Annotated in this window: 19 protein-coding genes; 14 read left to right on the plus strand and 5 right to left on the minus strand. The window is 64.6% G+C overall.

Annotated elements, in window-relative coordinates; genetic code table 11:
* The first annotated feature begins 34 nt into the window (after positions 1–34).
* Genes nadA through nadC form a run of 3 tightly spaced genes read left to right on the plus strand, consistent with a single transcriptional unit; the run spans position 35 to position 3415 of the window.
* The gene (gene nadA, locus KJP30_RS16680; RefSeq protein ID WP_218450474.1) at positions 35–1003 is read left to right on the plus strand and encodes a quinolinate synthase NadA; all 969 of its coding nucleotides are present in this window, start codon (positions 35–37) and stop codon (positions 1001–1003) included.
* A complete protein-coding gene (locus KJP30_RS16685; protein ID WP_218450475.1) occupies positions 1003–2547 on the plus strand; it encodes an L-aspartate oxidase in 1545 nt (514 codons plus the stop codon). The genes nadA and KJP30_RS16685 overlap by 1 nt, the downstream gene beginning before the upstream one ends.
* A 1-nt stretch (position 2548) precedes the next feature.
* Complete coding sequence (nadC, locus tag KJP30_RS16690; RefSeq protein WP_218450955.1) at positions 2549–3415, plus strand: carboxylating nicotinate-nucleotide diphosphorylase; 867 nt, start codon at positions 2549–2551, stop codon at positions 3413–3415.
* Positions 3416–3449: 34 nt separating this feature from the next.
* On the opposite strand, the gene KJP30_RS16695 is transcribed toward nadC, so the two are convergent.
* The 3 genes from KJP30_RS16695 to KJP30_RS16705 form a co-directional block, all read right to left on the minus strand.
* Positions 3450–4619 (minus strand): MFS transporter, encoded by a 1170-nt coding sequence (locus KJP30_RS16695; protein ID WP_218450476.1) that lies wholly within the window; start codon positions 4617–4619, stop codon positions 3450–3452.
* Positions 4620–4635: 16 nt separating this feature from the next.
* Positions 4636–5031 carry a GlcG/HbpS family heme-binding protein gene (locus tag KJP30_RS16700; RefSeq protein ID WP_218450477.1) on the minus strand — a complete coding sequence of 132 codons (396 nt, stop codon included), beginning with the start codon at positions 5029–5031 and terminating at the stop codon, positions 4636–4638.
* A 108-nt stretch (positions 5032–5139) separates the two neighbouring features.
* Entirely contained in the window at positions 5140–5853 is a 714-nt protein-coding gene (locus KJP30_RS16705; RefSeq protein WP_218450478.1) for an IclR family transcriptional regulator, read from the minus strand.
* A 210-nt stretch (positions 5854–6063) separates the two neighbouring features.
* Here KJP30_RS16705 and osmF point away from each other — a divergent pair, with 210 nt between their 5' ends.
* The 4 genes from osmF to KJP30_RS16725 are packed head-to-tail and all read left to right on the plus strand — an operon-like array spanning position 6064 to position 9834.
* A complete protein-coding gene (osmF, locus tag KJP30_RS16710) occupies positions 6064–6969 on the plus strand; it encodes a glycine betaine ABC transporter substrate-binding protein OsmF (RefSeq protein WP_218450479.1) in 906 nt (301 codons plus the stop codon).
* An 11-nt stretch (positions 6970–6980) separates the two neighbouring features.
* Positions 6981–8150 (plus strand): ABC transporter permease, encoded by a 1170-nt coding sequence (locus KJP30_RS16715; RefSeq protein WP_218450480.1) that lies wholly within the window; start codon positions 6981–6983, stop codon positions 8148–8150.
* Complete coding sequence (locus tag KJP30_RS16720) at positions 8147–9082, plus strand: ABC transporter ATP-binding protein (RefSeq protein ID WP_218450481.1); 936 nt, start codon at positions 8147–8149, stop codon at positions 9080–9082. Before KJP30_RS16715 ends, KJP30_RS16720 begins: the two co-directional genes overlap by 4 nt.
* Entirely contained in the window at positions 9079–9834 is a 756-nt protein-coding gene (locus KJP30_RS16725) for an ABC transporter permease (RefSeq protein WP_218450482.1), read from the plus strand. The genes KJP30_RS16720 and KJP30_RS16725 overlap by 4 nt, the downstream gene beginning before the upstream one ends.
* Here KJP30_RS16725 and qhpG read toward each other — a convergent pair whose 3' ends face one another.
* Positions 9835–11127: a flavin-dependent monooxygenase QhpG gene (qhpG, locus tag KJP30_RS16730; RefSeq protein WP_246594588.1), complete on the minus strand. Its 1293-nt coding sequence runs from the start codon at positions 11125–11127 to the stop codon at positions 9835–9837.
* A 165-nt stretch (positions 11128–11292) separates the two neighbouring features.
* Here qhpG and peaA point away from each other — a divergent pair, with 165 nt between their 5' ends.
* From peaA to qhpR, 7 genes are all read left to right on the plus strand, one after another.
* Positions 11293–12849 carry a quinohemoprotein amine dehydrogenase subunit alpha gene (gene peaA / locus KJP30_RS16735; protein WP_218450483.1) on the plus strand — a complete coding sequence of 519 codons (1557 nt, stop codon included), beginning with the start codon at positions 11293–11295 and terminating at the stop codon, positions 12847–12849.
* A gap of 9 nt (positions 12850–12858) precedes the next feature.
* Complete coding sequence (gene peaB / locus KJP30_RS16740) at positions 12859–14340, plus strand: quinohemoprotein amine dehydrogenase maturation protein (RefSeq protein ID WP_218450484.1); 1482 nt, start codon at positions 12859–12861, stop codon at positions 14338–14340.
* Positions 14337–14660 (plus strand): quinohemoprotein amine dehydrogenase subunit gamma, encoded by a 324-nt coding sequence (gene qhpC / locus KJP30_RS16745; RefSeq protein WP_218450485.1) that lies wholly within the window; start codon positions 14337–14339, stop codon positions 14658–14660. The genes peaB and qhpC overlap by 4 nt, the downstream gene beginning before the upstream one ends.
* Positions 14660–15754: a quinohemoprotein amine dehydrogenase subunit beta gene (gene peaD, locus KJP30_RS16750; RefSeq protein WP_224874641.1), complete on the plus strand. Its 1095-nt coding sequence runs from the start codon at positions 14660–14662 to the stop codon at positions 15752–15754. Before qhpC ends, peaD begins: the two co-directional genes overlap by 1 nt.
* Positions 15754–16407, plus strand: a complete 654-nt coding sequence (gene qhpE / locus KJP30_RS16755) for a subtilisin-like serine protease QhpE (protein ID WP_218450486.1) — start codon at positions 15754–15756, stop codon at positions 16405–16407. The genes peaD and qhpE overlap by 1 nt, the downstream gene beginning before the upstream one ends.
* Positions 16408–16421: 14 nt before the next feature.
* Complete coding sequence (locus KJP30_RS16760; protein WP_343222790.1) at positions 16422–18113, plus strand: ABC transporter transmembrane domain-containing protein; 1692 nt, start codon at positions 16422–16424, stop codon at positions 18111–18113.
* Positions 18114–18266: 153 nt separating this feature from the next.
* Positions 18267–19226: an AraC-like transcriptional regulator QhpR gene (qhpR, locus tag KJP30_RS16765; RefSeq protein WP_218450487.1), complete on the plus strand. Its 960-nt coding sequence runs from the start codon at positions 18267–18269 to the stop codon at positions 19224–19226.
* Between the two features lie 229 nt (positions 19227–19455).
* Here the strand turns inward: qhpR and KJP30_RS16770 are convergent, their stop codons facing one another.
* Positions 19456–20307: a 6-bladed beta-propeller gene (locus KJP30_RS16770; protein WP_218450488.1), complete on the minus strand. Its 852-nt coding sequence runs from the start codon at positions 20305–20307 to the stop codon at positions 19456–19458.
* Position 20308: the final 1 nt, after the last annotated feature.

Below are 20308 nucleotides of genomic sequence, written 5' to 3' on the forward strand. Positions count from 1 at the left end.
CCCAATGTACTCATCCCGAGTATAAGGAGCCGTCATGACTTACCTTCGCCTTCCCGACCTCTACAACCGGGTCAGCAAGATCGTCCCCGAGCCTGACTGGATGCGGTTTGAGGATGATATCGAAGCCATCCTGGCGCTGAAGCGCGAGAAAAACGCTGTGATCCTCGCGCATAACTACCAGACGCCCGAGATCTTTCATGGCGTGGCGGATATCGTCGGCGACAGTCTGGCGCTTGCGCGCAAGGCGATCGAGGTCGAGGCAGATGTGATCGTTCTGGCCGGGGTGCATTTCATGGCCGAGACGGCGAAATTGCTGAACCCGGAAAAGACGGTGCTGATCCCCGACATGCAGGCGGGGTGTTCGCTGGCTGAGTCGATCACGCCTGAGGACATCGCGCTGCTGCGGCAGGCGCATCCCGGTGTGCCGGTCATCACCTATGTGAACACATCTGCCGCGGTAAAGGCAGCATCGGACATCTGCTGTACCTCGGGCAATGCGAAACAGGTGGTCGAGTCGCTTGGCGTGCCCAAGGTGTTGATGATCCCGGACGAATACCTGGCCAAGAACGTGGCACGGGATACGGATGTGGAGATCATCGCTTGGAACGGCCACTGCGAGGTGCATGAGCTGTTCACCGCCGAGGATGTGCGCGCCATGCGCGAGGCCTATCCCGGTGTGACCGTTCTGGCGCACCCGGAATGCCCGCCAGAGGTCGTGGCCGAGGCGGACTTCTCCGGATCGACGGCGGTCATGTCCGATTTTGTTGGGGACAAGAAACCGGGTCGTGTTGTGCTGTTGACCGAATGTTCGATGAGCGACAACGTGGCGGTCGATCACCCGGATGTGGATTTTGTGCGCCCCTGCAACCTGTGCCCGCACATGAAACGGATCGACTTGTCCAACATCCGCGAAGCGCTGGAGCACAACCGGCACGAGGTCACTGTGGATGCGGCCATTGCCAATGACGCGCGGCGTGCCGTCGAACGGATGCTGGCGGTCTGATGGACGGGCTGGCCGGGACGCAGGGCCGGATCGCGGTCATTGGCAGCGGAATCGCCGGGTTGATCTGTGCGCTGGAGCTGGCGCCGCGTCCGGTGGTTCTGCTGACCCGTGCGGGGCTGGGGCAGGAAAGCTCCAGCCTTTGGGCGCAGGGCGGCATTGCTGCCTGCGTCGGCGCGGATGACAGCGTTGACCTGCACTTGGCCGACACGTTGTCCGCCGGGGCGGGGCTTTGCGATGCCAAGGTGGCGCGCGGGATACTGGCCGAGGGGCCGGACGCGATTGCCGCGCTGGAATCCCACGGCGTGCGGTTCGACCGGACGGGGCAGGGGGGCTTTGCCCTTGGGCTGGAGGCCGCACATTCCCGGCGGCGCATCCTGCATGTGGGCGGCGATGGCTCGGGCGCGGGGATCACCCGCGCGTTGGCGGATGCGGTGCTGGCCTGTCCTTCGATCACGGTGATGGACGGCGCCGATGTGCGGCGTTTACTGGTGCGCGACGGGTGCATTGCCGGCGTTTTGCTGGCCGATGGGCGGGTTCTGGAAACCGCGCGCGTGGTCATGGCCACGGGCGGGATCGGCGGCCTGTTCGAGGCAAGCACCAACCCTGCGGGCAATTTTGGACAGGGCGTGATGATGGCGGCCCGTGCCGGGGCGCGCCTGTCGGATATGGAATTCGTGCAGTTCCACCCGACGGCGCTGAACGCAACAGGGGCTCCCTTGCCGCTGATCAGCGAGGCGGTGCGCGGCGAAGGCGCAGTTCTGGTCGATGAAAGCGGGCGGCGGTTCATGGCGGACGTGCCGGGAACAGAGCTAGCGCCGCGCGATGTTGTGGCCCGCGCGATCCAAAGCCAGATCGACGCCGGGCGAGGGGTGTATCTGGATGCGCGCGCGGCCTTGGGCCAAGGGTTTGCCGCACGGTTTCCCGGCATCGACGCGATCTGCAAGGCGGCGGGGATGGACCCTGCCCACGATCCGATCCCGGTGCGTCCTGCCGCGCATTACCATATGGGCGGAATCGACACGGATGCTCAGGCGCGCACAAGCCTTCGCGGTCTCTGGGCCATTGGCGAATGCGCGGCAACCGGCCTGCACGGGGCAAATCGGCTGGCCAGCAACTCCCTGCTGGAGGCGGTCGTCATGGCGCGTCGCGCGGCAGTGGACGTGGCTGTGGATGTGTCAGGCGACGCCACCACCGAACGCGGGGCAGGGGCCATGCCGGTTCGTATGCCGCCAATGGTTGATCCCGCGGCGGTGCGGCGGATCGCGTCGCGCGCCCTTGGATTGCGGCGCGATGCAGAGGGACTGCGCGCGGCGATTGCCGAACTTCTGACCTTGGTCGAAGGTGACGGGCCAGAGGCCGACCCGGCCTGTGTTGCCCTTTCAGTCGCGGTTTTTGCCCTGCTGCGGCAGGAATCGCGCGGCGGCCATGCCCGCACGGATTTCCCCGATACGGCGGCAGAGACAGGCCGCCGCCGGATGACTTTTGACGAATTGCGGGCACTGGCCAATGGCCTTCGGACCCGCCCACTGCTTCGGAGTGCCTGAGATGACGCTTGTGCCTTTGCCCCGCCCGGTGATCGAACCCATCGTGCGTACCGCGCTGGAAGAGGACCTTGGCCTTGCCGGGGACATCACCTCTGCCGTGGTGATCCCATCGGACCACCGTTCGGTGGTGACGGCGGTTGCGCGCAAACCCGGCGTGATCGCCGGGCTGGATTGTGCCGCGCTGGCCTGCGCGCTGGTTGACACGGGCATCGTGATGACGCGCCACGTCGAAGATGGCACACCGGTCATGCCCGGCACGGGGATTGCCACATTTGAGGGGCCGTCGCGCAGCCTGCTGACGGCCGAGCGCACGGCCCTGAACTTCATGGGGCATTTGTCTGGCATCGCCAGTGTCACGGCGGGACTGGTTTCGGCGGTGTCGGGCACCGATGCGGCGATTGTCTGCACCCGCAAGACAACGCCGGGCCTGCGGGCGGTCGAGAAATACGCGGTGCGCGCGGGCGGCGGCATGAATCACCGCTATTCGCTGGCCGACGCTGTTCTGATCAAGGACAACCACATTGCGATCGCGGGGGGCATCCGCCCGGCGCTGGAACGCGCCAAATCCGCCACCGGCCATATGGTCAAGATCGAGATCGAAGTCGATACGCTGGAGCAACTGGCCGAGGTTCTGGAAATCGGCGTCGACGCGGTGCTTCTGGACAATATGACGCCCGATATGTTGCGCGAGGCGGTCCAGATGGTCGCAGGGCGCGCCATCACCGAAGCCTCTGGCGGGATCACGCCGGACACGGCGGCGGCGGTTGCGGCAAGCGGGGTCGACCTGATCTCTCTCGGATGGATCACGCATAGCGCGCCGACGCTGGACATCGGGCTGGATTTCGTTTCGACCGAGGCCCGCGACTGAATGACCCCCGCGCCGTGGCGCGGGGGATCGCGGTCTACGTCTGTAGGGCGAGGCGTTGGCCGATGCTGGCGCGCCAAACGATTGCCAGCCCCACAAGGGCAGCCAAGGCCGCAAAGACCGGCGTCAGCGCCACGCCAAGGGTCGAAACAATCGCACCCCCGGCCATCGACGCCCCGGCGATGCCAAGGTTGAAGGCCGCGATGTTAAAGCCGGAGGCCGCCGCCCCGGTGCCGGGGCGCTCTCGTTCGGCGGTTTCGACAACGGCGGATTGCACGATGGGCGAAATCGCGAAGGCGAAGATACCCCAGACTCCAAGGTTGATCGAAATCGCCCATGGATTTGACTGGGTCACCATCAGCGCCGTCAGCGAGGCAACCAGCCCCACAAGGACGATCCGGAGGGCCGGCAATGCGCCCATCCTGTCAGCCGCCGCGCCGCCCGCAAGGTTGCCCGCAACGGTCGCGAGGCCGAACAGCATCAGCGCAAGACTGACCGAAGAAGGCGCAATGCCTGTGACCTCCGTCAGCATCGGCGTCAGATAGGTAAAGACCACGAAAGATCCGCCAAAGCCGAAAACCGTCACCAGATACAGTGCCAGCAGGCGTGGTCGGGCGACCAATGCCATCTGGCGTCCAAGGCCCAGTGGTTCGCCCACTGGCAGGTCCTTGGGCAAAAGCCAGGCAAGCCCCGCAAGGCTGATCCCGCCAAGCGCCGCGACAAGAGCAAAAGGCGCCCGCCAGCCAAGGCTTTGGCCGATATAGGCTCCAAGAGGCACGCCGATCACCATGGCCACGGTGAGCCCGGCAAACATCAATGATACGGCCCGCGAGGCGCGCGACCGATCCACCAGCGAGGTCGCAATGGCCGCACCGATGGAGAAAAAGACGCCATGGGCGACGCCGGTCAACATTCGACCTGCCAGCAACATGCCAAAGCCGGGCGCAAGCGCGGCACCAAGGTTGGCAAGGGTGAACAGGGCCATCAATCCCAAGGCCAGCGCCTTGCGTGGCAGGCGTTGGGTGAGCGCGGTGATCGTTGGCGCGCCAAGAGTGATGGACAGTGCATACATGCTGACCAACAGTCCGGCGGTGGGGATCGATACACCCAGATCTGCGCCAATCTCGGGGATCAGGCCTACGATCACGAACTCGGTTGTACCGATGGCGAAGGCGGCGATGGCCAGTGCAAAGACGGCAACAGGCATGAGATCCTCCCGTCGGTCAGCGCAGCGCGGCCGCAGCGGCCTGAGCGATGGTTTCATCCGCCTCGACGGTGGCGCCGGCGACACCGACCGCGCCGATGAACCTGCCTTCTGCGTCGTAGAGGACAACCCCGCCGCCAAAGCTGATCATGCCGCCATTGGTATTTTCCAGCGTGTAGATCGCGCCGTCGGGGCGGGCACCGGCCCCAAGGGTCAGGCTGTCGGTCTGGAACAGAGCCGCTGTGCGGGCCTTTTTCTGCGCAACGTCGATGGCGCCCAGCACGGCGCCGTCCATCCGTTCGAACCCGGCAAGATGCGCGGCGCTGTCGACCACTGCGATATTGATGGCAAAGCCCTCCTGCGCGGCGGCGTTGCGGGCGGTTTCGATCACTGTGCGAAGGGTGGTCTGGTGCATTTCCCTGTCTCCTGTGTGCGCGGCGGGCAGTGGGCCCGCCGTTCAACAGCGCAGATCGGTGCAATGGCGAGAGAGGGAAAGAGGGGCGCTCCAGCGAATGCGATTTGTTCAGAAATGCTGAATATCGGACCCAATGCGAAGCATTTTCCACGCAGCATCGCGCATCCTTGGCTCTGTCAGCGCGGATTTCGGGCCGGCGATGGCCAGCGCCGCGCGAACCTCTCCCTGTTCGCGGAAGGGGACAGAGACACAGTGGACGCCGGGTGTGAAATATTCGAGGTCAAGCGCAAACCCTAGCCTGCGCACCTCTGTCAGGCGGGCATCTGTCACGCCATCGCGCGACAGGTCCCGGCGGTGGCGCACGCGGGTTTCCAGTGCGGGCATGAAGGCCAGAAACACCAGCCCGACGGCGGTGCCTTCCAGTGGTTCGCGCGTGCCGACGGGTGACACTGCCATGCTCTGAGGGTCGTTAGCATCCAGATAAAGTGTCTGGTCGCCGCTGGGAACGGCCAGAAAGGCGGGAAAGCCGGTTGCCTCGGTGATGCGCAAAAGGGCAGGGCGCAGCCCGGCGCGCAACCGGTCGTCATCCCCGGCGCTCCGCGCAAGATTCAGGATCCGCGCGCCAAGGTAGTAAGCGCTGTCGCCGGGGCGGCGGTGCAGGTAGCCCAATTCGGACAAGGTGCGCAGGATGTTGTGCGCGGTTGTCTTTCCCAGCCCGGTCAGCTCGGAAATGGCGGCAAGCTTCGCGCTCCCGCCCTGCCGGGCGATAACCTCAAGGATAGCGGTTGCGCGTTCAATGGACTGGATGCGGCTTCCGGGCATGTCGGTTCAATATTGCTGAACAAGGTGGCGCAGATCCAGCCTGCCTTTCGGCGCGAAATCAAGCACTTTGATCGGAAACCGGGCGAAATGGCCGGAATCTTGGCTGGGGGTCTTGGTCCTCGGAACAGATGGACTATGTAGCGCCAGGAATCGCCCTGAACCGCCCTTGGACGGGCATCGAGCATGAAAGCTCAAGGAGCATAGACCCCCATGAAATTCGTAACTCTTGCTGCCGCCGGATTTGCCGGCGTGCTGGGCACCGTCGCGCAGGCTGACATTGTCGTTTCGTCGAAAATCGATACCGAGGGTGGCCTGCTGGGCAATGTCATCGCCCTTGCATTGGAAGACGCGGGTCTGCCGGTGGAGCGTCGTCTGCAACTGGGTGCGACACAGGTTGTGCGCGAGGCGCTGCTGGCCGGGCAGATCGACCTGTACCCGGAATATACCGGCAACGCGGCCTATTTCTTCAACGAGGCAGACAGCCCGGTTTGGAAAGACCGAGAAGCCGCCTATGCCCGGGCCGCTGAACTGGACGCGGCCGAGAATGGCCTGACGTGGCTGCAACCGGCACCGGCCAACAACACATGGGCGATTGCCCTGACCGGAGCGCTGGCGGCGGAGAACGATCTGGTCACCATGTCGGACTTCGGCGCTTGGGTTGCTGGGGGTGGTGCGGTCAAGCTGGCCGCTTCGACCGAATTTGTGTCCTCGCCCGCGGTGCTGCCCGCAATGCAGGCGGCCTATGGATTCGAACTGACTGCGGATCAGACTGTTGTGCTTTCGGGTGGTGACACCGCTGCAACGATCCAGGCGGCCGCGCGCGGCACCTCGGGCGTGAACGCGGCCATGGCCTATGGCACCGACGGCGGCGTCGGCGCGGCCGGTCTGGTGGTCATGGCCGACGACAAGGGTGTACAGCCGGTCTATGAGCCCTCTGCCGTTGTCCGGGACGAGGTTCTGGCCGAATACCCCGCCATCGCCGAGGTGCTGGAACCGATCTTTGCCGGTCTCGACATGGCGACGCTGCAAAAGCTGAATGGCCGGATTCAGGTAGGCGGCGAACCCGCCGAGGCGGTCGCGCGCGACTACCTGACCGGGATCGGTGTGCTCGACTGATCGTCTAAGCGATGCCCCTTCGCAGCCTTTCGGCCATCTCGGCCACCGGCGTCCTTTTCGCGGCGCTTGGACTGGCGGCCCTGCTGGCGCCTTTCATGACGCTTGCGGCGAACCGGATCGTCGCGGGTGAAGGGCTGCCCGCGTGGGGGATTGCCGGGGCGGGGACCGTGGTGCCGGGGCTTTTGGCCATAGGCGCGGCGCTGGTGCTTGGCCTTTTGGCCGGGCATCCCAGGCTGCGCCTGTTCGGCGCGGCGCTTGGGCTGGCCGGGCTGGTCTGGCTGCTGGGGCAAGGCGCGCAAGGCCTGCTGGACGGCGCGGGAGAGTACGCACGGGTTTCGCCCGCCGCCGGGTTCTGGTGTCTGCTGGTGGTGCTGGGGTTGTTGTTGGCGGATGCCCTGTCGGCCTTGGCCCCCGGACCTTTGGCTCGGGCCGCATTGCTGGCGGCGGTCCTCGGGGCGGGCGCGCTGTTGTTGCAGTCGGGCCTGTTGGCCGAACTGTCGATCTTTCGCGAATATGACGGTCGCCGGGCCGCGTTCACCGATGCCTTCTGGCGGCACCTCGGGCTGGCCTTCGGATCGCTGGCCGTGGCGGCGGCAATCGGTTTTCCGCTGGGTATGCTGGCCCACAGGCGTGAGCGTTTGCGCGCCTCCCTGCTGCCGGTGCTGAGTTTCCTGCAAACCATCCCATCGTTGGCGATGTTCGGAATCATGATCCCGATCCTTGGCTGGGTCGGTGACAGCGTTCCGGGGGCGCAGGCGATTGGCATCGCGGGCATCGGCTTTGCCCCGGCCTTTCTTGCCTTGGTACTGTATTCCCTGCTGCCAGTGGTGGCGAATACGGTCGCCGGGCTGGACAGCGCACCGCCCGCCGCGCTGGAAGCGGCGCGGGGCATGGGCATGTCACCGCGCCAGCGCATGGTGCAGGTGGAACTCCCCCTGGGCTTGCCGGTGATCCTTGCCGGATTGCGTATCGTTCTGGTGCAGAACATCGGCCTTGCGGTGATCGCAGCGCTGATCGGCGGTGGGGGTTTCGGCACTTTTGTTTTTCAGGGACTGAATCAGACCGCGACCGACCTGATCCTTCTGGGCGCGTTGCCCACGGTGGCACTGGCGCTGGTAGCGGCGATTGCCATGGACATTCTGGTCGACTTGACCAGCCCCAAAGCGGAGAGCCGCAGATGATCGAAATCGATCGGATCACCAAGCTGTATGACGGCAAGGCGGCGGTGGATGCCGTGTCGATGACGGTCGAATCCGCCACGATCACCGCCATTGTCGGCACGTCCGGCTCTGGCAAGACAACCTTGCTGCGCATGATCAACAGGCTGGTCGAGCCGAGCTCGGGCGAGGTTCGGATCAACGGCGAGCCGACCACCGGCCTGCCGAAAGAGACCCTGCGGCGGCGGATCGGCTACGCGATTCAGGGGCACGGTTTGTTTCCGCATCACACGGTGGCGCGCAACATCGGTGCGGTGCCGCGCCTGTTGGGCTGGCCGCGCGACCAGATCCGCGCGCGGGTGGATGAACTGCTGGAGCTGTTTTCGATGCCGCCGGATGAGTTCCGCGACCGCTATCCGGGAGAGTTGTCCGGCGGTCAGCAACAGCGTGTCGGCGTCGCGCGGTCGCTGGCGTCGCGCCCGGACATGATCCTGATGGACGAACCCTTTGGGGCGTTGGATCCGATCATCCGCACCCGCGCGCAAGAGGATCTGCGGCGCATCCAGCGGACGCTCGGCTCGACCATCCTGATCGTGACGCACGACATGGAGGAAGCGATCCAACTGGGTGACAAGGTCGCGGTGATGGATGCCGGGCGGCTGGTGCAGTATGGCACCCCGGCCGAGATCATCGCCCGTCCCGCCACCGATTTTGTGGCCGAGATGGTGGGCGGCGTGGATCGGCCGCTGCGGCTTTTGTCGCTGCTCCCCGTCTCTGACGCGGTCGAGGACGGCCCCGCAGAGGGCACGCCGATCCGTGACTGCGCCAGCCTGCGTGACGCCTTGTCCGCCTGCCTGTGGAGCGGGCGGGACGCGGTTCCGGTGGAACGCGACGGCGTGCGTGTCGGGCGGGTGACGCTGGAGTCCATTCGCGCCCGTGCCGAGGTGCATGGATGAACCGAGCTGTCGCCCTTCGGCTGACCCTTGTCGTCCTGCTGCTGGCGCTGGTCCTGCGGCCCCAGTGGTTTGCGCCGCTCTTTGCGCCCTTTGCCCCGAACGGAGGGCCGGTGATCTATGCGCGCGCCTCGCTGCTGTCGCTGTCGCTCAGCCACCTTGGCCTTGTGGCACTGGCTTCGGCGGCGGCGACCTTGGTGGCCGTGACGCTGGCGGTGCTGGTGACGCGGCCTGCGGGGGCGGCCTTTCGCCCGTTGTCGCGGACCATCACCAATATCGGCCAGACCTTCCCTCCGGTCGCGGTGCTGGCTCTGGCGGTGCCCGCGCTGGGGTTCGGGGCCGGGCCGACGCTGGTGGCCCTGTTCCTTTACGGGCTGTTGCCGATCTTTGAAAACGCGGTCACGGCGCTGACCAGCCTGCCGCCCGCCACGATGGAGGCCGCACGGGGCATCGGACTGAACCGCCGACAACGTTTGTTGCAGGTGGAACTGCCGCTGGCTTTTCCTGTGATCCTTACCGGCATCCGGCTGTCAGTGGTGATCGCGCTGGGAACAGCGACGATCGGGTCGACCGTTGCGGCGCGCACTTTGGGAGAGGTCATCATCGCGGGCCTGCTGACCAATAATACCGCTTATGTCTTGCAGGGCGGGTTGATCGTGGGACTGTTCGCGGTGCTGATCTATGATGCGCTGGTTCAGCTGGAGGCACGGTTGTCGCGCCGCATGGGATTGGATGGGGCGACGCGGGCCGATTGATCAGGCCTCGACCGGAGGGGCATAACGCGCCAACCGATCGTGCAGAGCGATGGCCACAGGCCCCCATCTCCGGGCCAGCTCTGCGCCGGATTGCCCGGCACAGACCGCCTGCCAAAAGGGCACGGCAGGGATTTCTCCGAACCAGCCGACGCCCTCGGTTTCCTGCGGGGTGAACAACAGGTCCATTTCCTCGATCAATCCGTTGCGCAGAACCATTCCGGGACGAATCTCGGGCCGGGTGATAGGGCTGTGCGAAGGTTCGTTGTCCGGGAAACCGGCGCGGCCGGACCAGAACGGCTGATCCGCGAAACGGGTTTCCAGTGACAGGAAATCACGCCCGATCCGGGCGTTGCGCAGATAGGTTTCGCGGGCCCTATTGTCGAGATACCGGCGGCACAGTGCCTCTGTCTGGGGGGCTGGTCGCGCGGTCAGGGTGCGTCGCGCGGCGGCGGCGGACAAGGCGCTGGACACGGCCCAGAACAGCCCGTGCCCTGACAGCGGATCCATTGCTGCCAGCGCATCGCCCACGGGCAGGCAGGTCAGATCCGTGATCGGGGCTGGCAGCAGCGGGGTCGAGGCGCGGGCCAGCAGGGGGGCCTGCACGGTGAATTCGCCTTCGGTCAGGCCGCTGTGCAACAGCGCGCGTGTCAGACGGGTTTCCATTGTTGCGGCGCTGCGGGCATCGGTGGTCAATTGCGCCCAGATCCTGCCATCGGGCAGGGCCGCGCGCCAAAGCCATCCTTCGGGCAGGGCAGTGATATCGAACCCCGGCTCCGTTGTTTTGACGGGCCGATACCAACCGCAGATCGACAGGGTCGAAAAGGGCAGGCCGCCGCGTTCACCATGACGGCCTTGGCGGCCTCTTGCGTCGATGATCCAGCGCGCGGTCAGTCGGCGCCCGTCAGGCAGTGTGACCTCGCGCCCGGACAATTGCGCGCTGGCCGCGAACACGCACGCGCCGGCCGCCCTTGCCGCGTCGCGCAGGTGAGCGTCAAAACGGTCCCGGTGCACAGCGTGTTCGGCGTTCACCGATTGCGGCTGGTTCGCCCAGTCGACGCGGCGCGGGAATGGGCCGATGGTCGTGCCGCCGTCCCCGATGCCGGTCGATTCCAGCCAGCGGTGCAGTCGGGGGCTGAGACCCTCGACCCGGCCCGAGGGTTTTTCCGGGTCGATCAACAGCACCCGCAGACCGTCCCGCGCTGCCAGCCAAGCCGAAACTGCCCCGGCCGGGCCGCCGCCGATGACGATCATCTCGGGCCGCGAAAACGCGGGATTTTGCGGATTGCCTGCCATGTGATCACTCAACCGGCGAAACCAGAGCCTCGTCCTGACATTTCCGGCCAAAATCGCGAGGTGGCCGGAAATGTCAGGACGAGGTGCCCGGCTTTTCGCCAGCCTGTGCAGATCACAGCCACATCGAAGGCAAATGGCCTTTCGATCCGCCGGAGGACCACGAGAATGAAATCCAGAACGCGTTTTGCCCTGTCAGTCACCACCAGTTGCGTGTTGCTGGGCGGGGGCGCGGCCTTGCCCGCCTTTGCCCAGTCCGGCGAGGAAGTCCTATCGAATGTATGCGCAGCCTGCCATGCGACAAGAGAGGACGGATCGATCGAACGCATTGATGCAGTGCGCAAGACTCCGGAAGCCTGGGACATGACGGTCGTGCGGATGATGCGCAATCACGGCGTCGACCTTACCTCGGCCGAGCGGCGCGCCGTCGTCGGGTATCTGGCCGATACCCGCGGTCTGTCCATCGCGGAAACCGAAGGCTGGCGCTATATCCTTGAGAAAGAACCCGTGGCCACCGATGCAGGTCCGGATGAGCTGATGACCCAGACCTGCGGACGTTGCCATTCCTATGCCCGGGTGGCCCTGCAACGCCGCACGGCAGAGGATTGGGAACACCTGATCCACTTCCACCTTGGTCAGTTCCCCTCGCTTGAATATCAGGCTTTGGCACGGGACCGCGATTGGTGGGGCATCGCCAACGCTGAAATCATTCCCTACCTCGCCAAGACCTATCCAAAGGGTGATATGGTCGATGCTTTCGATGGGGATCTGTCCGGCAGCTATGTCGTCGCCGGGCATGAGCCCGGGCGCGGCGATTACTCTGGCACTCTGGATCTTGAGGCGACCGCCGGCGGCTATGACGTCACAATGACGCTGGACTATGCCGATGGATCCGAAACCTACACCGGCAGCGGCCTGATCTATGGTGCGGGCGAATGGCGCGCGACGCTGAAATCCGGCGATACGGTGATCCGGCAGGTCATGGCGCTGACGGACGGCGCGCTTTCGGGGCGTTGGTTCGTGGCTGATCAGGATCCGGTGGGCGGCCGCTTGACTGCCCACCCGGCAGAGGCCGCACCGCAGATCCTTGCCATGTCTCCCGCGTCCGTTCCCGTCGGCACTGCGACAGAGGTAACGCTGATCGGAAGCGGCCTGACCGGAACGCCTGTCCTGCCCGATGGCGTTTCCGCCGAAGTTGTGACCAGCGGGCCGAACAAGGTGGTGCTGTCGATCACCGCCGGGTCCGAAGGCGCTCTGTCCATCGGACTGGGCGACGTGACGGCGCCCACTCCGCTTGTCGCGCATGACGGTGTCGACCGTATCAGCATCATTCCCGATGTCTCGATCGCAAGGATCGGGGGCAATGGCGGCCCGATCCCCAAGGTGCCCGCACAATTCGAAGCCTTCGGCTGGGCCGACGGCCCGGATGGCGCGCCGGGCACCGATGATGATCTGCCGCTTGGCGTGGTCAAGGTCAGTTGGTCCGTCGAAGATTGGGACGAGGCCGCTGCCGCTATCGAAGATGCAAAATATGCGGGCACAATCGACCAGACGGGGCTGTTCACACCCGGCGATGCCGGCCCGAATCCGGAGCGGTTCATGGGAACGAACAACACCGGAAACCTGCGCGTCATTGCTACCTATGACGGCGGCGCGGACCCGCTGACCGCCGAGGCGCATCTGTACGCAACCGTGCAGCGCTTTGTCGACACACCGATCCGCTGAGGAGGCATCATGGGAGAACTGACCCTTATCAAGCACAACGCGCATCGGGTTGACGTGGATGGCCACGCGATGCTGATGCATGTGCCCAGCTCGTCATTGTTCGAACTCGACCGCGTGTCGCAGGATGTCTACGACCTGTTCCAGCGCAGTGCGGCGGTGGATGCCGAGTCGATGCGTGCGTCGCTGGGCGCGCTGCATGCGCCCTCGGACCTGTCTGACTGCGTGCAAAGCTTTCTGGATCTCGACATCCTGCGCGATGCGGCGGAACCAGAGGTGCCGCGCAAGATCGTCAAGGTCGAAGACATCCCCCTGTCGACGATCATCCTGAACGTGAACACCGGCTGCAATCTGGCCTGCACCTATTGCTATAAGGAAGACCTTGCCATCCCGTCCAAGGGCGAAAAAATGGCCTTTGAAACGGCACGGCAAAGTTTCGAGATGCTGCTGAAGCAGGTGCATGACCGGGACCGTGTCAACGTTGTCTTCTTTGGCGGAGAGCCGCTGTCCAACATGCCGCTGATCCGCGAGGTCGTGGCCTATGCCGTTCCGCGGGCGGCGGAATTGGGCAAGGTCGTGGATTTCAGCCTGACCACCAACGCCACCCTGCTGACAGAGGAAATGGTCGACTGGTTCAACGCGCATCGTTTTGCCCTGACCGTGTCGATGGACGGCCCAAAGGCGCTGCACGACAAGAACCGCAAGACGGTGGGCGGCAAAGGCACCTATGATGTGGTCGAACGCAAGGTGCGGATGCTGCTGGAGCGCTATACCGCGCGGCCTGTGGGCGTGCGGGTGACGCTGACGCGCGGCGTGACGGATGTGATCGGTATCCATGACCACCTGAAAAATGACCTTGGCTTTGCCGAGGTGGGCTTTGGCCCTGCCACATCCGGCCCCATCGCGGTGTTCAATCTGGATGACGGTGCGCTGAAGCAGGTGTTCGAGGATATGAAGGCCCTCGGTCGCCAATACACAGAGGCCGCCTGCCGGGGAGAGAACATCGGCTTTTCCAACATGCACCAGCTGCTGACCGACATCGCGCAAGGCACGAAAAAGGCGGTTCCTTGCGGTGCGGGCCTTGGAATGCTGGCCGTCGATAAGGAAGGCGACCTGCATCTGTGCCACCGTTTTGTGGGCTCGGATGAACCAACCTACGGAAACGTGGAAACCGGCATCGATGTACCGCGTCTGGCGGATTTCATCGAACAGGCGCAGGACCGGTCGAATTTCGGCTGCAAGACCTGCCGCATCCGGTCGATCTGTGCGGGGGGTTGCTACCACGAAAGCTATGCCCGGCAGGGCGACGCGTTCGCGCCCGTTTATCACTACTGCGACCTGATGCGCGACTGGGTGGATTTCGGCATCGAGTCCTACGTCCGCATCATGCAGGCCAACCCGGATTTCTTCCGTACGCAACTGGAACCGCGCCTGTCGAAACCCGGCCCTGCGCGGCCCCAGGCAACAGACATCGTCAAGGAGATTGCGCAATGAAACATCTCACCCCCGCGAACTCAAAGGCCAAGGCCTTTGTCGAGGCGCAGGCCGAGGGCCGCGAAGAGGAAGTCGTGGCGATGAACAGCCTCGTGGGCTGCACCACCTCCTTTGACCCGGGTTGGGAGGTCGACGCCTTTGGCGCTGTCTCGAACCTGTGTCAGCCGATGGAAGCCGATCTGTACGGTTGCGCCGATCCCTGTTGGTGGCCGGCGCAGGTCGCCGACACGCTGAACACCTATCCCGACTGGAGCGCGGGCGCCGATGATGTCGCGAAAGACTGGCGAAACCTGCAATCCGTCTTCCCGGAGTCGAAATGATGAAACAGATGCTGACATCAAAACTCTCGCTTCTGTGCGTGGCGGGCAGCCTCTTGCTGGGCGCTCCGGTGGCGGCCAAGGACTATATTCTTGCACCGGCCCGCCCCGACAAGCTGGTCATCGTGGACGCCGAGGCGATGAAGGTCGACAAGGTCATCACGCTGGAGGACGCAGGCCCCACACCCATGGTGCCTGTGGTCGACGAAGCCGGTGAGTTTGCCTATGTCACGATCAACAAGTCCGAAAGCATCGTGAAGGTGAACCTGACCACTGGCGAGACCGTGGCCCGCCGCGATCTCAGCACGGCGGAGATGCGGATCAAGACCATGTTCGGCATGGATCTGGCCCCGGACGGCAGCAAACTTGCGGTCTTTGAAACCCCGGTCAAGCTGATGACATCGCACTACGAGGTGCAGCCGACCCGGATTTCCCTGATCGACACGCAGACACTGGAAACGCTGAAGACCTTCGAGGTGCCGCGCCAGATCACGGTGGTCATGTTCTCGACCGATGGCAGCAAGGTATATGGTCTGGGCCGCTCTATGCATGTCTTTGACGTTGCGACCGGCGAACATGTCGAGGACTACCCGATTCAGGACTGGAAAACCGACGCCAACTATTATCCTTCTGACGTGCTGGATGCCTGGAGCCAGTTCGAAACCTCGGACATGCTGGTGACGCCTTTCTACACCGCGCGCAGCGACATGAGCCTTGATGACCCCGAGGCCTATCGCACGGGGCTGCTGACCATGGACTTGCGCAGCGGCGAGATGGAAATGCGCGATGTGCGGTCGCTGGATGTCTTCTACTTCTCGACCGCCGCAAACCCGGACCGGACGCGCGCCTATGGTGCCTACAACGTGCTGGAAAGCTTTGACCTTGTCAGTGGCGAACCGCTGAAGCGCGTGCCGCTGCCGCACAGCTATTATTCGGTCAATGTCTCTACCGACGGGCAGACTGTCTGGTTGGGCGGGGCCATGTCCGACCTCGCGGCCTATGATGCCGAGACGCTGGAAAAGAAGGGACAGGTGGATATGCCGGACGGCGCCGCCATGTCGCTGGCCAGCATCCGGATCTTCCAGCGCGACGACTGATGGTGCGGGTCGGGATCATCGACAGCGGTCCGGCGGTGCTGGACGGGGCTGATGCGATGGCTTTCGATGCCGATGGCCGGGCCCATGTGGCCCGGCCGGACCGGTTGGGCCATGGCAGCGCGGTAGAAAGGGTCATCGCGCGGGCCTGTCCCACGGCTGTGCTGCGTCACGCGCAGGTTTTTGACGACCGGGCCGTGACCTCTGCCTTGCGGGTTGCGGCGGCTCTGGACTGGCTGACCGGGGCAGGGGACGTGGATGTCGTGGGTCTCAGTCTTGGACTTGCCGCTGATCGCACGGTGTTGGCCGATGCCGTGGACCGCGCGGTCGCCGCGGGGGTCGTGCTGGTTGCGGCGCATCCTGCGCAGGGTGCCTCTCCCTTCCCGGCGGGCTATCCTTCGGTGATTGCCGCCACCGGCGATGCGCGTTGCGCATGGCACGAGCTGTCCCATCTGCGCGGCAAGCTTTTCGGGGCGTGGTGCAATTCGCCCGAACGGGGGGGACAGGGCATGGGCGGGGCCAGCCTTGGCGCCGCGCGTCTGACGGGCCATGTGGCCGCGATGTTGTCTGACGGGCATCCTCGCGATCCGGGCCGTCTGATGGACACATTGGCAAAACAGGCTGCCTACGTTGGCCGGGAAAGGCGGTGCGCGTGACGTTTGGGAACCGCGTGGCCAAAACAATGATTGCCCGCGTCTTTCAGGGCGCGGACTGGCTGACGCCGGTCATGGCCCGGGCCTTGCCCGGGGCGTTGAGTGTTCTGGCGTTGTCCCTGTTGGCAGCGGGGGCCGGGCTTGCTGCGCCGATGATCACCAAGGCGGTGATCGATCAGGGCATCATGGGCGGAGACATGAACGCCCTGCTGTTCTGGGCGGCGGTCAGTTTCGCGGTGGGGCTGGCAGTTGTGGGTCTGGGAATTTTCAACGGGATGCAGCATCTGCGCGCCTCGATGCGGATGCTGGGAGATCTGCGCCTGACGGTTCTGGACCGCGCATTGAACCGCAGCCCCGCAATGGCCCCCCTGACGGTGGGCGAGATCCAAACCCGCATCGACGGCGATACTGCGGAAATCCAAAAGTTCCTTTTCGATTCTGTGCTGGTTGCGGTCACGGCCCTTTTCCGGCTTGCCGGTGGCACGGTGCTGATGCTGTTGCTGGACTGGCGGCTGGCGTTGTTGCCCTTGCTGGCCGCGCCGTTCGAACTGTGGTTCCTTACATGGGCGCGTCCGGGGACGCAGGCCCGCGCCGAGGACGTGCGCGCCGAACGTGGCGGTCTGAACGGGCAGTTGGCTGAAACCTTCATGCAGGTCAGCGGCCTGCGCATGCTAGGTGCCTTGACGACCCGCGCCGAGGGGTTCGGCGCCCAGCAAGGCGCCCTGTTCGACGCGCAGGCGCGGCAAAGGCTGTGGACCGAAGCCGTGGGTGCGGTCAGCCAGTTCCTGACCGCTGTCATGCGTTCGGGAGTGCTGTTGGTGGGGGGCTGGCTGGTCATTCGCGGGGATTGGCAGATCGGGTCTCTGGTGGCTTTTCTGGCCTATGCGACGATGATGTCCGGACCGCTGCGGAACCTGTTGGGCCTGTATCACGCACAGGCGCGCGCGCGGGTTGCCCTGACCCGTTTGGATCAGGTGATGCGCGACGGTCAGGACCCGGACGAAGGGGAGGCTTGCCCGGAAAACATCCGGCAGCTGGCCTTTGTCGACGCGCGCGGCCCGTCCGGGGGCCATGTTCCGCTGACCGCGACGCTGGAGGCTGGCCAAAGGGTGCTGGTTGACGGGCGCTCTGGCATTGGGAAATCGCGATTGCTTGCGGCGTTGATCGGCGAAGCACCGCTTGAGCAGGGCAGGATCGCGATCGACGGCAGGGATGCCACGGGGTTCAACCTGTCCAGCCGCCGGCGGGCAATCGTTTTCCTGCCGCAACGCCCTTGCCTGATCCGCGGCACGCTGCGCGAAAACTTGAGGCTGGGCAATGGCACCCCGCAGGACAGCGCCCTTTGGCAGGTACTTGACCTCGTTGAGCTGGCCGACTGGGCGCGTGGCCTCAACGGGCTGGACACGGACCTGCAAGAAACCGGCGGCAATCTTTCCGGCGGGATGCGGCAGCGGATCACCTTGGCGCGCGCGCTGCTGCGGCCTGCGCAGGTCTATGTCTTTGACGAGAGCTTTTCCGAAATCGACGCGGAAAGCTGTTCCCGGATCCTCTCGGCCATCGATGCCCATCTGTGCGATGCGCTGTGTATCTTTACCGCCCATGCCGGGCCGGTCCGAGAGCAGCGGTTCGACCGCATCCTGAGCCTGTCCGACAGTCACCGTGAGGCCGAGCCGGGCGAATCGAATGTGCGATTCGCTCGTGCCGTCTGATCGGTCATCTGCCCGATTCCCGGGCACCCCTGCCCCGCTATGGGCAGGGCCAAATCCTGTGCTGGTGACGATTTTCCGGTTTTCGGTGGCAATGTGAAAAATGTGCTACTGTAAATTTTCTATGAAGGGCGCAGCAAGCCTCGGAGCCACGCCATGGAGACATCAGTCATATCCTCTTCCATTGCCCGGTCGGTGTTTGACGGGGCATTGACCCTGGCCGAAAACACTCCGGTTGGGGATGTGCCTCTGGCGACCTTCGTGTCCGGGTTGGAACATCAGCGGGCAAGGCCCGGAGCGGCGCAATCGGCATGGTCCACGGGCGAACAATTGCCGCTTGAAAGCCTTGGTGTCCTTGGGGATGCGATCTCGCGTGCGCCGACATTGGGGTCGGCGTTGCGCTGTTTCGTCCACGGCATTCCGCTTGTGCAGAGCAATACGGCCCTCTCGATGGAAGTGTCCGAGGACAGGGTGCGCGTCGGCTATCGCATTCTCGACCCTGAAATCTGGCCGCGACGGGCGGATGCCGAACTGACCCTCGCCATGATCCACACGGTCTGCATGCGCTATGGCATGGACCGTCACGCGCTGCTGGACGTCGGGTTCGAACATGGGGCAGACGACGGTACGCATTCCATCTCCCGATACAACCGCACCGATACGGTTTGCGACGAAAGCGAGAACTACCTTGTTTTCCCGGCGCAATGCCTGTCGCTGCCCCGGCCTGATGGGGACAGTCCTGCGGTTGCCGTGGGCCGCGGCATGACCCCGGACAAGCAACTTGCCAGCCATCTGCGCCACTTGCCGGTTTCGCGGCGGGTGCGCCAGAAGATCCTGCAACGGATCGGGCAGGGGTCCATCGGACAGATGGATATCGCCTGCGAGTTGGGCATGTCCGAACGTACCTTGCGGCGCACTCTGGCAACCGAGGAAACCTGTTATCACGACATCCGGGACGAGGTGCGCCGTTCGATGGCGCTGGCCTTGCTGAAGCGTTCGGGGCTGTCGCTGAGCGACGTGGCCTTTTCGCTGGGCTATTCCGACCAGACGGCTTTCTCCCGCGCCTTTTCCCGCTGGTACGGTGAACCGCCAAGCCGACATGACTTTGCCGAGTGATCCGGTGGTCCCATCGGGGGCCGTGCAGTATCCCGGCAAGTCTTCACGGCTGGATAAAGGCCGGACAGCACAAGGGGCGTGATGACGCCACTGGCAAGGTCCGGTCTCGCCAAAGGTGCGACCCGATGCAGGGCAGAGCATGTCACACCAACATCCTCCTGCTGAGCGACGCGTCGCTCAGCAGGTCTCCACTGGCGTTGGGCCGGGCAAAGACCCGTTCCGGTGACGCCTAAGGCCGTATTGCCGGCGCTTGGTCCGGCACCAGCAACGTCACGCGGTCCGGGGCCATGTCGGCGATGACGATGGTGCCGTCAGGGGCAACCGCAATCCCGTGCCCATAGGTCGAAAAGGTCCGGCAGCGGCCCACAAGAATGCCATCGGCGTCATAGGCAGACAGGCGCGGAGTCTGGTCCGTCACCAGCAGGGTTCCCTGTTCGCCCAGGGCCAAGGCCATCGGTTTATGCAGCCCGCCGATTTCGTCAATGTATGTCCCTTCGGCATCAAACCTCTGGACCCGGTTGTTCTCGCGGTCGGCAACGCACAGCCGGCCCCCGGTGTCGAACAACAGGCTGTGCGGTGTCGAAAAGGCACCGGCGCCGTCCCCGGGATTGCCAAAACTGCGGATATAGGTCCGATCCGGGCCAAAGATATGGACACAGCTGTTTCCATATCCATCGGCCACGTACAGCCTACCGTCCGGTCCTCGCGTGCAATCACAGGGGTGATTGAAAGGGCGTCCCAGCCTGGGCAGTTCGTCGCAATGTAGCTGACCGGTGATTTGCAACCCGTTGTCCAGAAAGGCGATCTTGTGACCGTCCATATCGGTGGCCGCCAAATGCCCGTCGTTCAGCAAACGCAGACCATGACCGCAGACAAAATCGCCAAGCCCAGCCGTTTCGCCGGTCAGCCGACCGTCCAGATCCAGCAGTACCAGTTCCGGCGCATTCCGTCCCAGGGCAAGGATGCGGTCGCCCCGCACGGCGACATCGGTGATGCCGGTCAAGGCGGGGTCCATGATATGCGCGACGCGATAGCGCTGGTGTCCCAGCGCCACGTATCCCGTGGGGCGTCCCGGTTCCATA

The organism is Antarctobacter sediminis (assembly GCF_019218285.1).
GTDB classification, from domain to species: domain Bacteria; phylum Pseudomonadota; class Alphaproteobacteria; order Rhodobacterales; family Rhodobacteraceae; genus Antarctobacter; species Antarctobacter sediminis.

What these genes read in the sequence shown, in the direction of transcription:
- KJP30_RS16715 (WP_218450480.1), top strand. Translation starts at nt 6,981, where the DNA reads ATGCCCCTTCGCAGCCTTTCGGCCATCTCGGCCACCGGCGTCCTTTTC.
- qhpR (WP_218450487.1), top strand. Translation starts at nt 18,267, where the DNA reads ATGGAGACATCAGTCATATCCTCTTCCATTGCCCGGTCGGTGTTTGAC.
- KJP30_RS16695 (WP_218450476.1), bottom strand. Translation starts at nt 4,619, where the DNA reads ATGCCTGTTGCCGTCTTTGCACTGGCCATCGCCGCCTTCGCCATCGGT.
- qhpE (WP_218450486.1), top strand. Translation starts at nt 15,754, where the DNA reads ATGGTGCGGGTCGGGATCATCGACAGCGGTCCGGCGGTGCTGGACGGG.
- KJP30_RS16705 (WP_218450478.1), bottom strand. Translation starts at nt 5,853, where the DNA reads ATGCCCGGAAGCCGCATCCAGTCCATTGAACGCGCAACCGCTATCCTT.
- KJP30_RS16725 (WP_218450482.1), top strand. Translation starts at nt 9,079, where the DNA reads ATGAACCGAGCTGTCGCCCTTCGGCTGACCCTTGTCGTCCTGCTGCTG.
- KJP30_RS16720 (WP_218450481.1), top strand. Translation starts at nt 8,147, where the DNA reads ATGATCGAAATCGATCGGATCACCAAGCTGTATGACGGCAAGGCGGCG.
- KJP30_RS16700 (WP_218450477.1), bottom strand. Translation starts at nt 5,031, where the DNA reads ATGCACCAGACCACCCTTCGCACAGTGATCGAAACCGCCCGCAACGCC.
- peaA (WP_218450483.1), top strand. Translation starts at nt 11,293, where the DNA reads ATGAAATCCAGAACGCGTTTTGCCCTGTCAGTCACCACCAGTTGCGTG.
- qhpC (WP_218450485.1), top strand. Translation starts at nt 14,337, where the DNA reads ATGAAACATCTCACCCCCGCGAACTCAAAGGCCAAGGCCTTTGTCGAG.
- peaB (WP_218450484.1), top strand. Translation starts at nt 12,859, where the DNA reads ATGGGAGAACTGACCCTTATCAAGCACAACGCGCATCGGGTTGACGTG.
- KJP30_RS16770 (WP_218450488.1), bottom strand. Translation starts at nt 20,307, where the DNA reads ATGGAACCGGGACGCCCCACGGGATACGTGGCGCTGGGACACCAGCGC.
- nadC (WP_218450955.1), top strand. Translation starts at nt 2,549, where the DNA reads ATGACGCTTGTGCCTTTGCCCCGCCCGGTGATCGAACCCATCGTGCGT.
- KJP30_RS16685 (WP_218450475.1), top strand. Translation starts at nt 1,003, where the DNA reads ATGGACGGGCTGGCCGGGACGCAGGGCCGGATCGCGGTCATTGGCAGC.
- qhpG (WP_246594588.1), bottom strand. Translation starts at nt 11,127, where the DNA reads ATGGCAGGCAATCCGCAAAATCCCGCGTTTTCGCGGCCCGAGATGATC.
- nadA (WP_218450474.1), top strand. Translation starts at nt 35, where the DNA reads ATGACTTACCTTCGCCTTCCCGACCTCTACAACCGGGTCAGCAAGATC.
- peaD (WP_224874641.1), top strand. Translation starts at nt 14,660, where the DNA reads ATGAAACAGATGCTGACATCAAAACTCTCGCTTCTGTGCGTGGCGGGC.
- osmF (WP_218450479.1), top strand. Translation starts at nt 6,064, where the DNA reads ATGAAATTCGTAACTCTTGCTGCCGCCGGATTTGCCGGCGTGCTGGGC.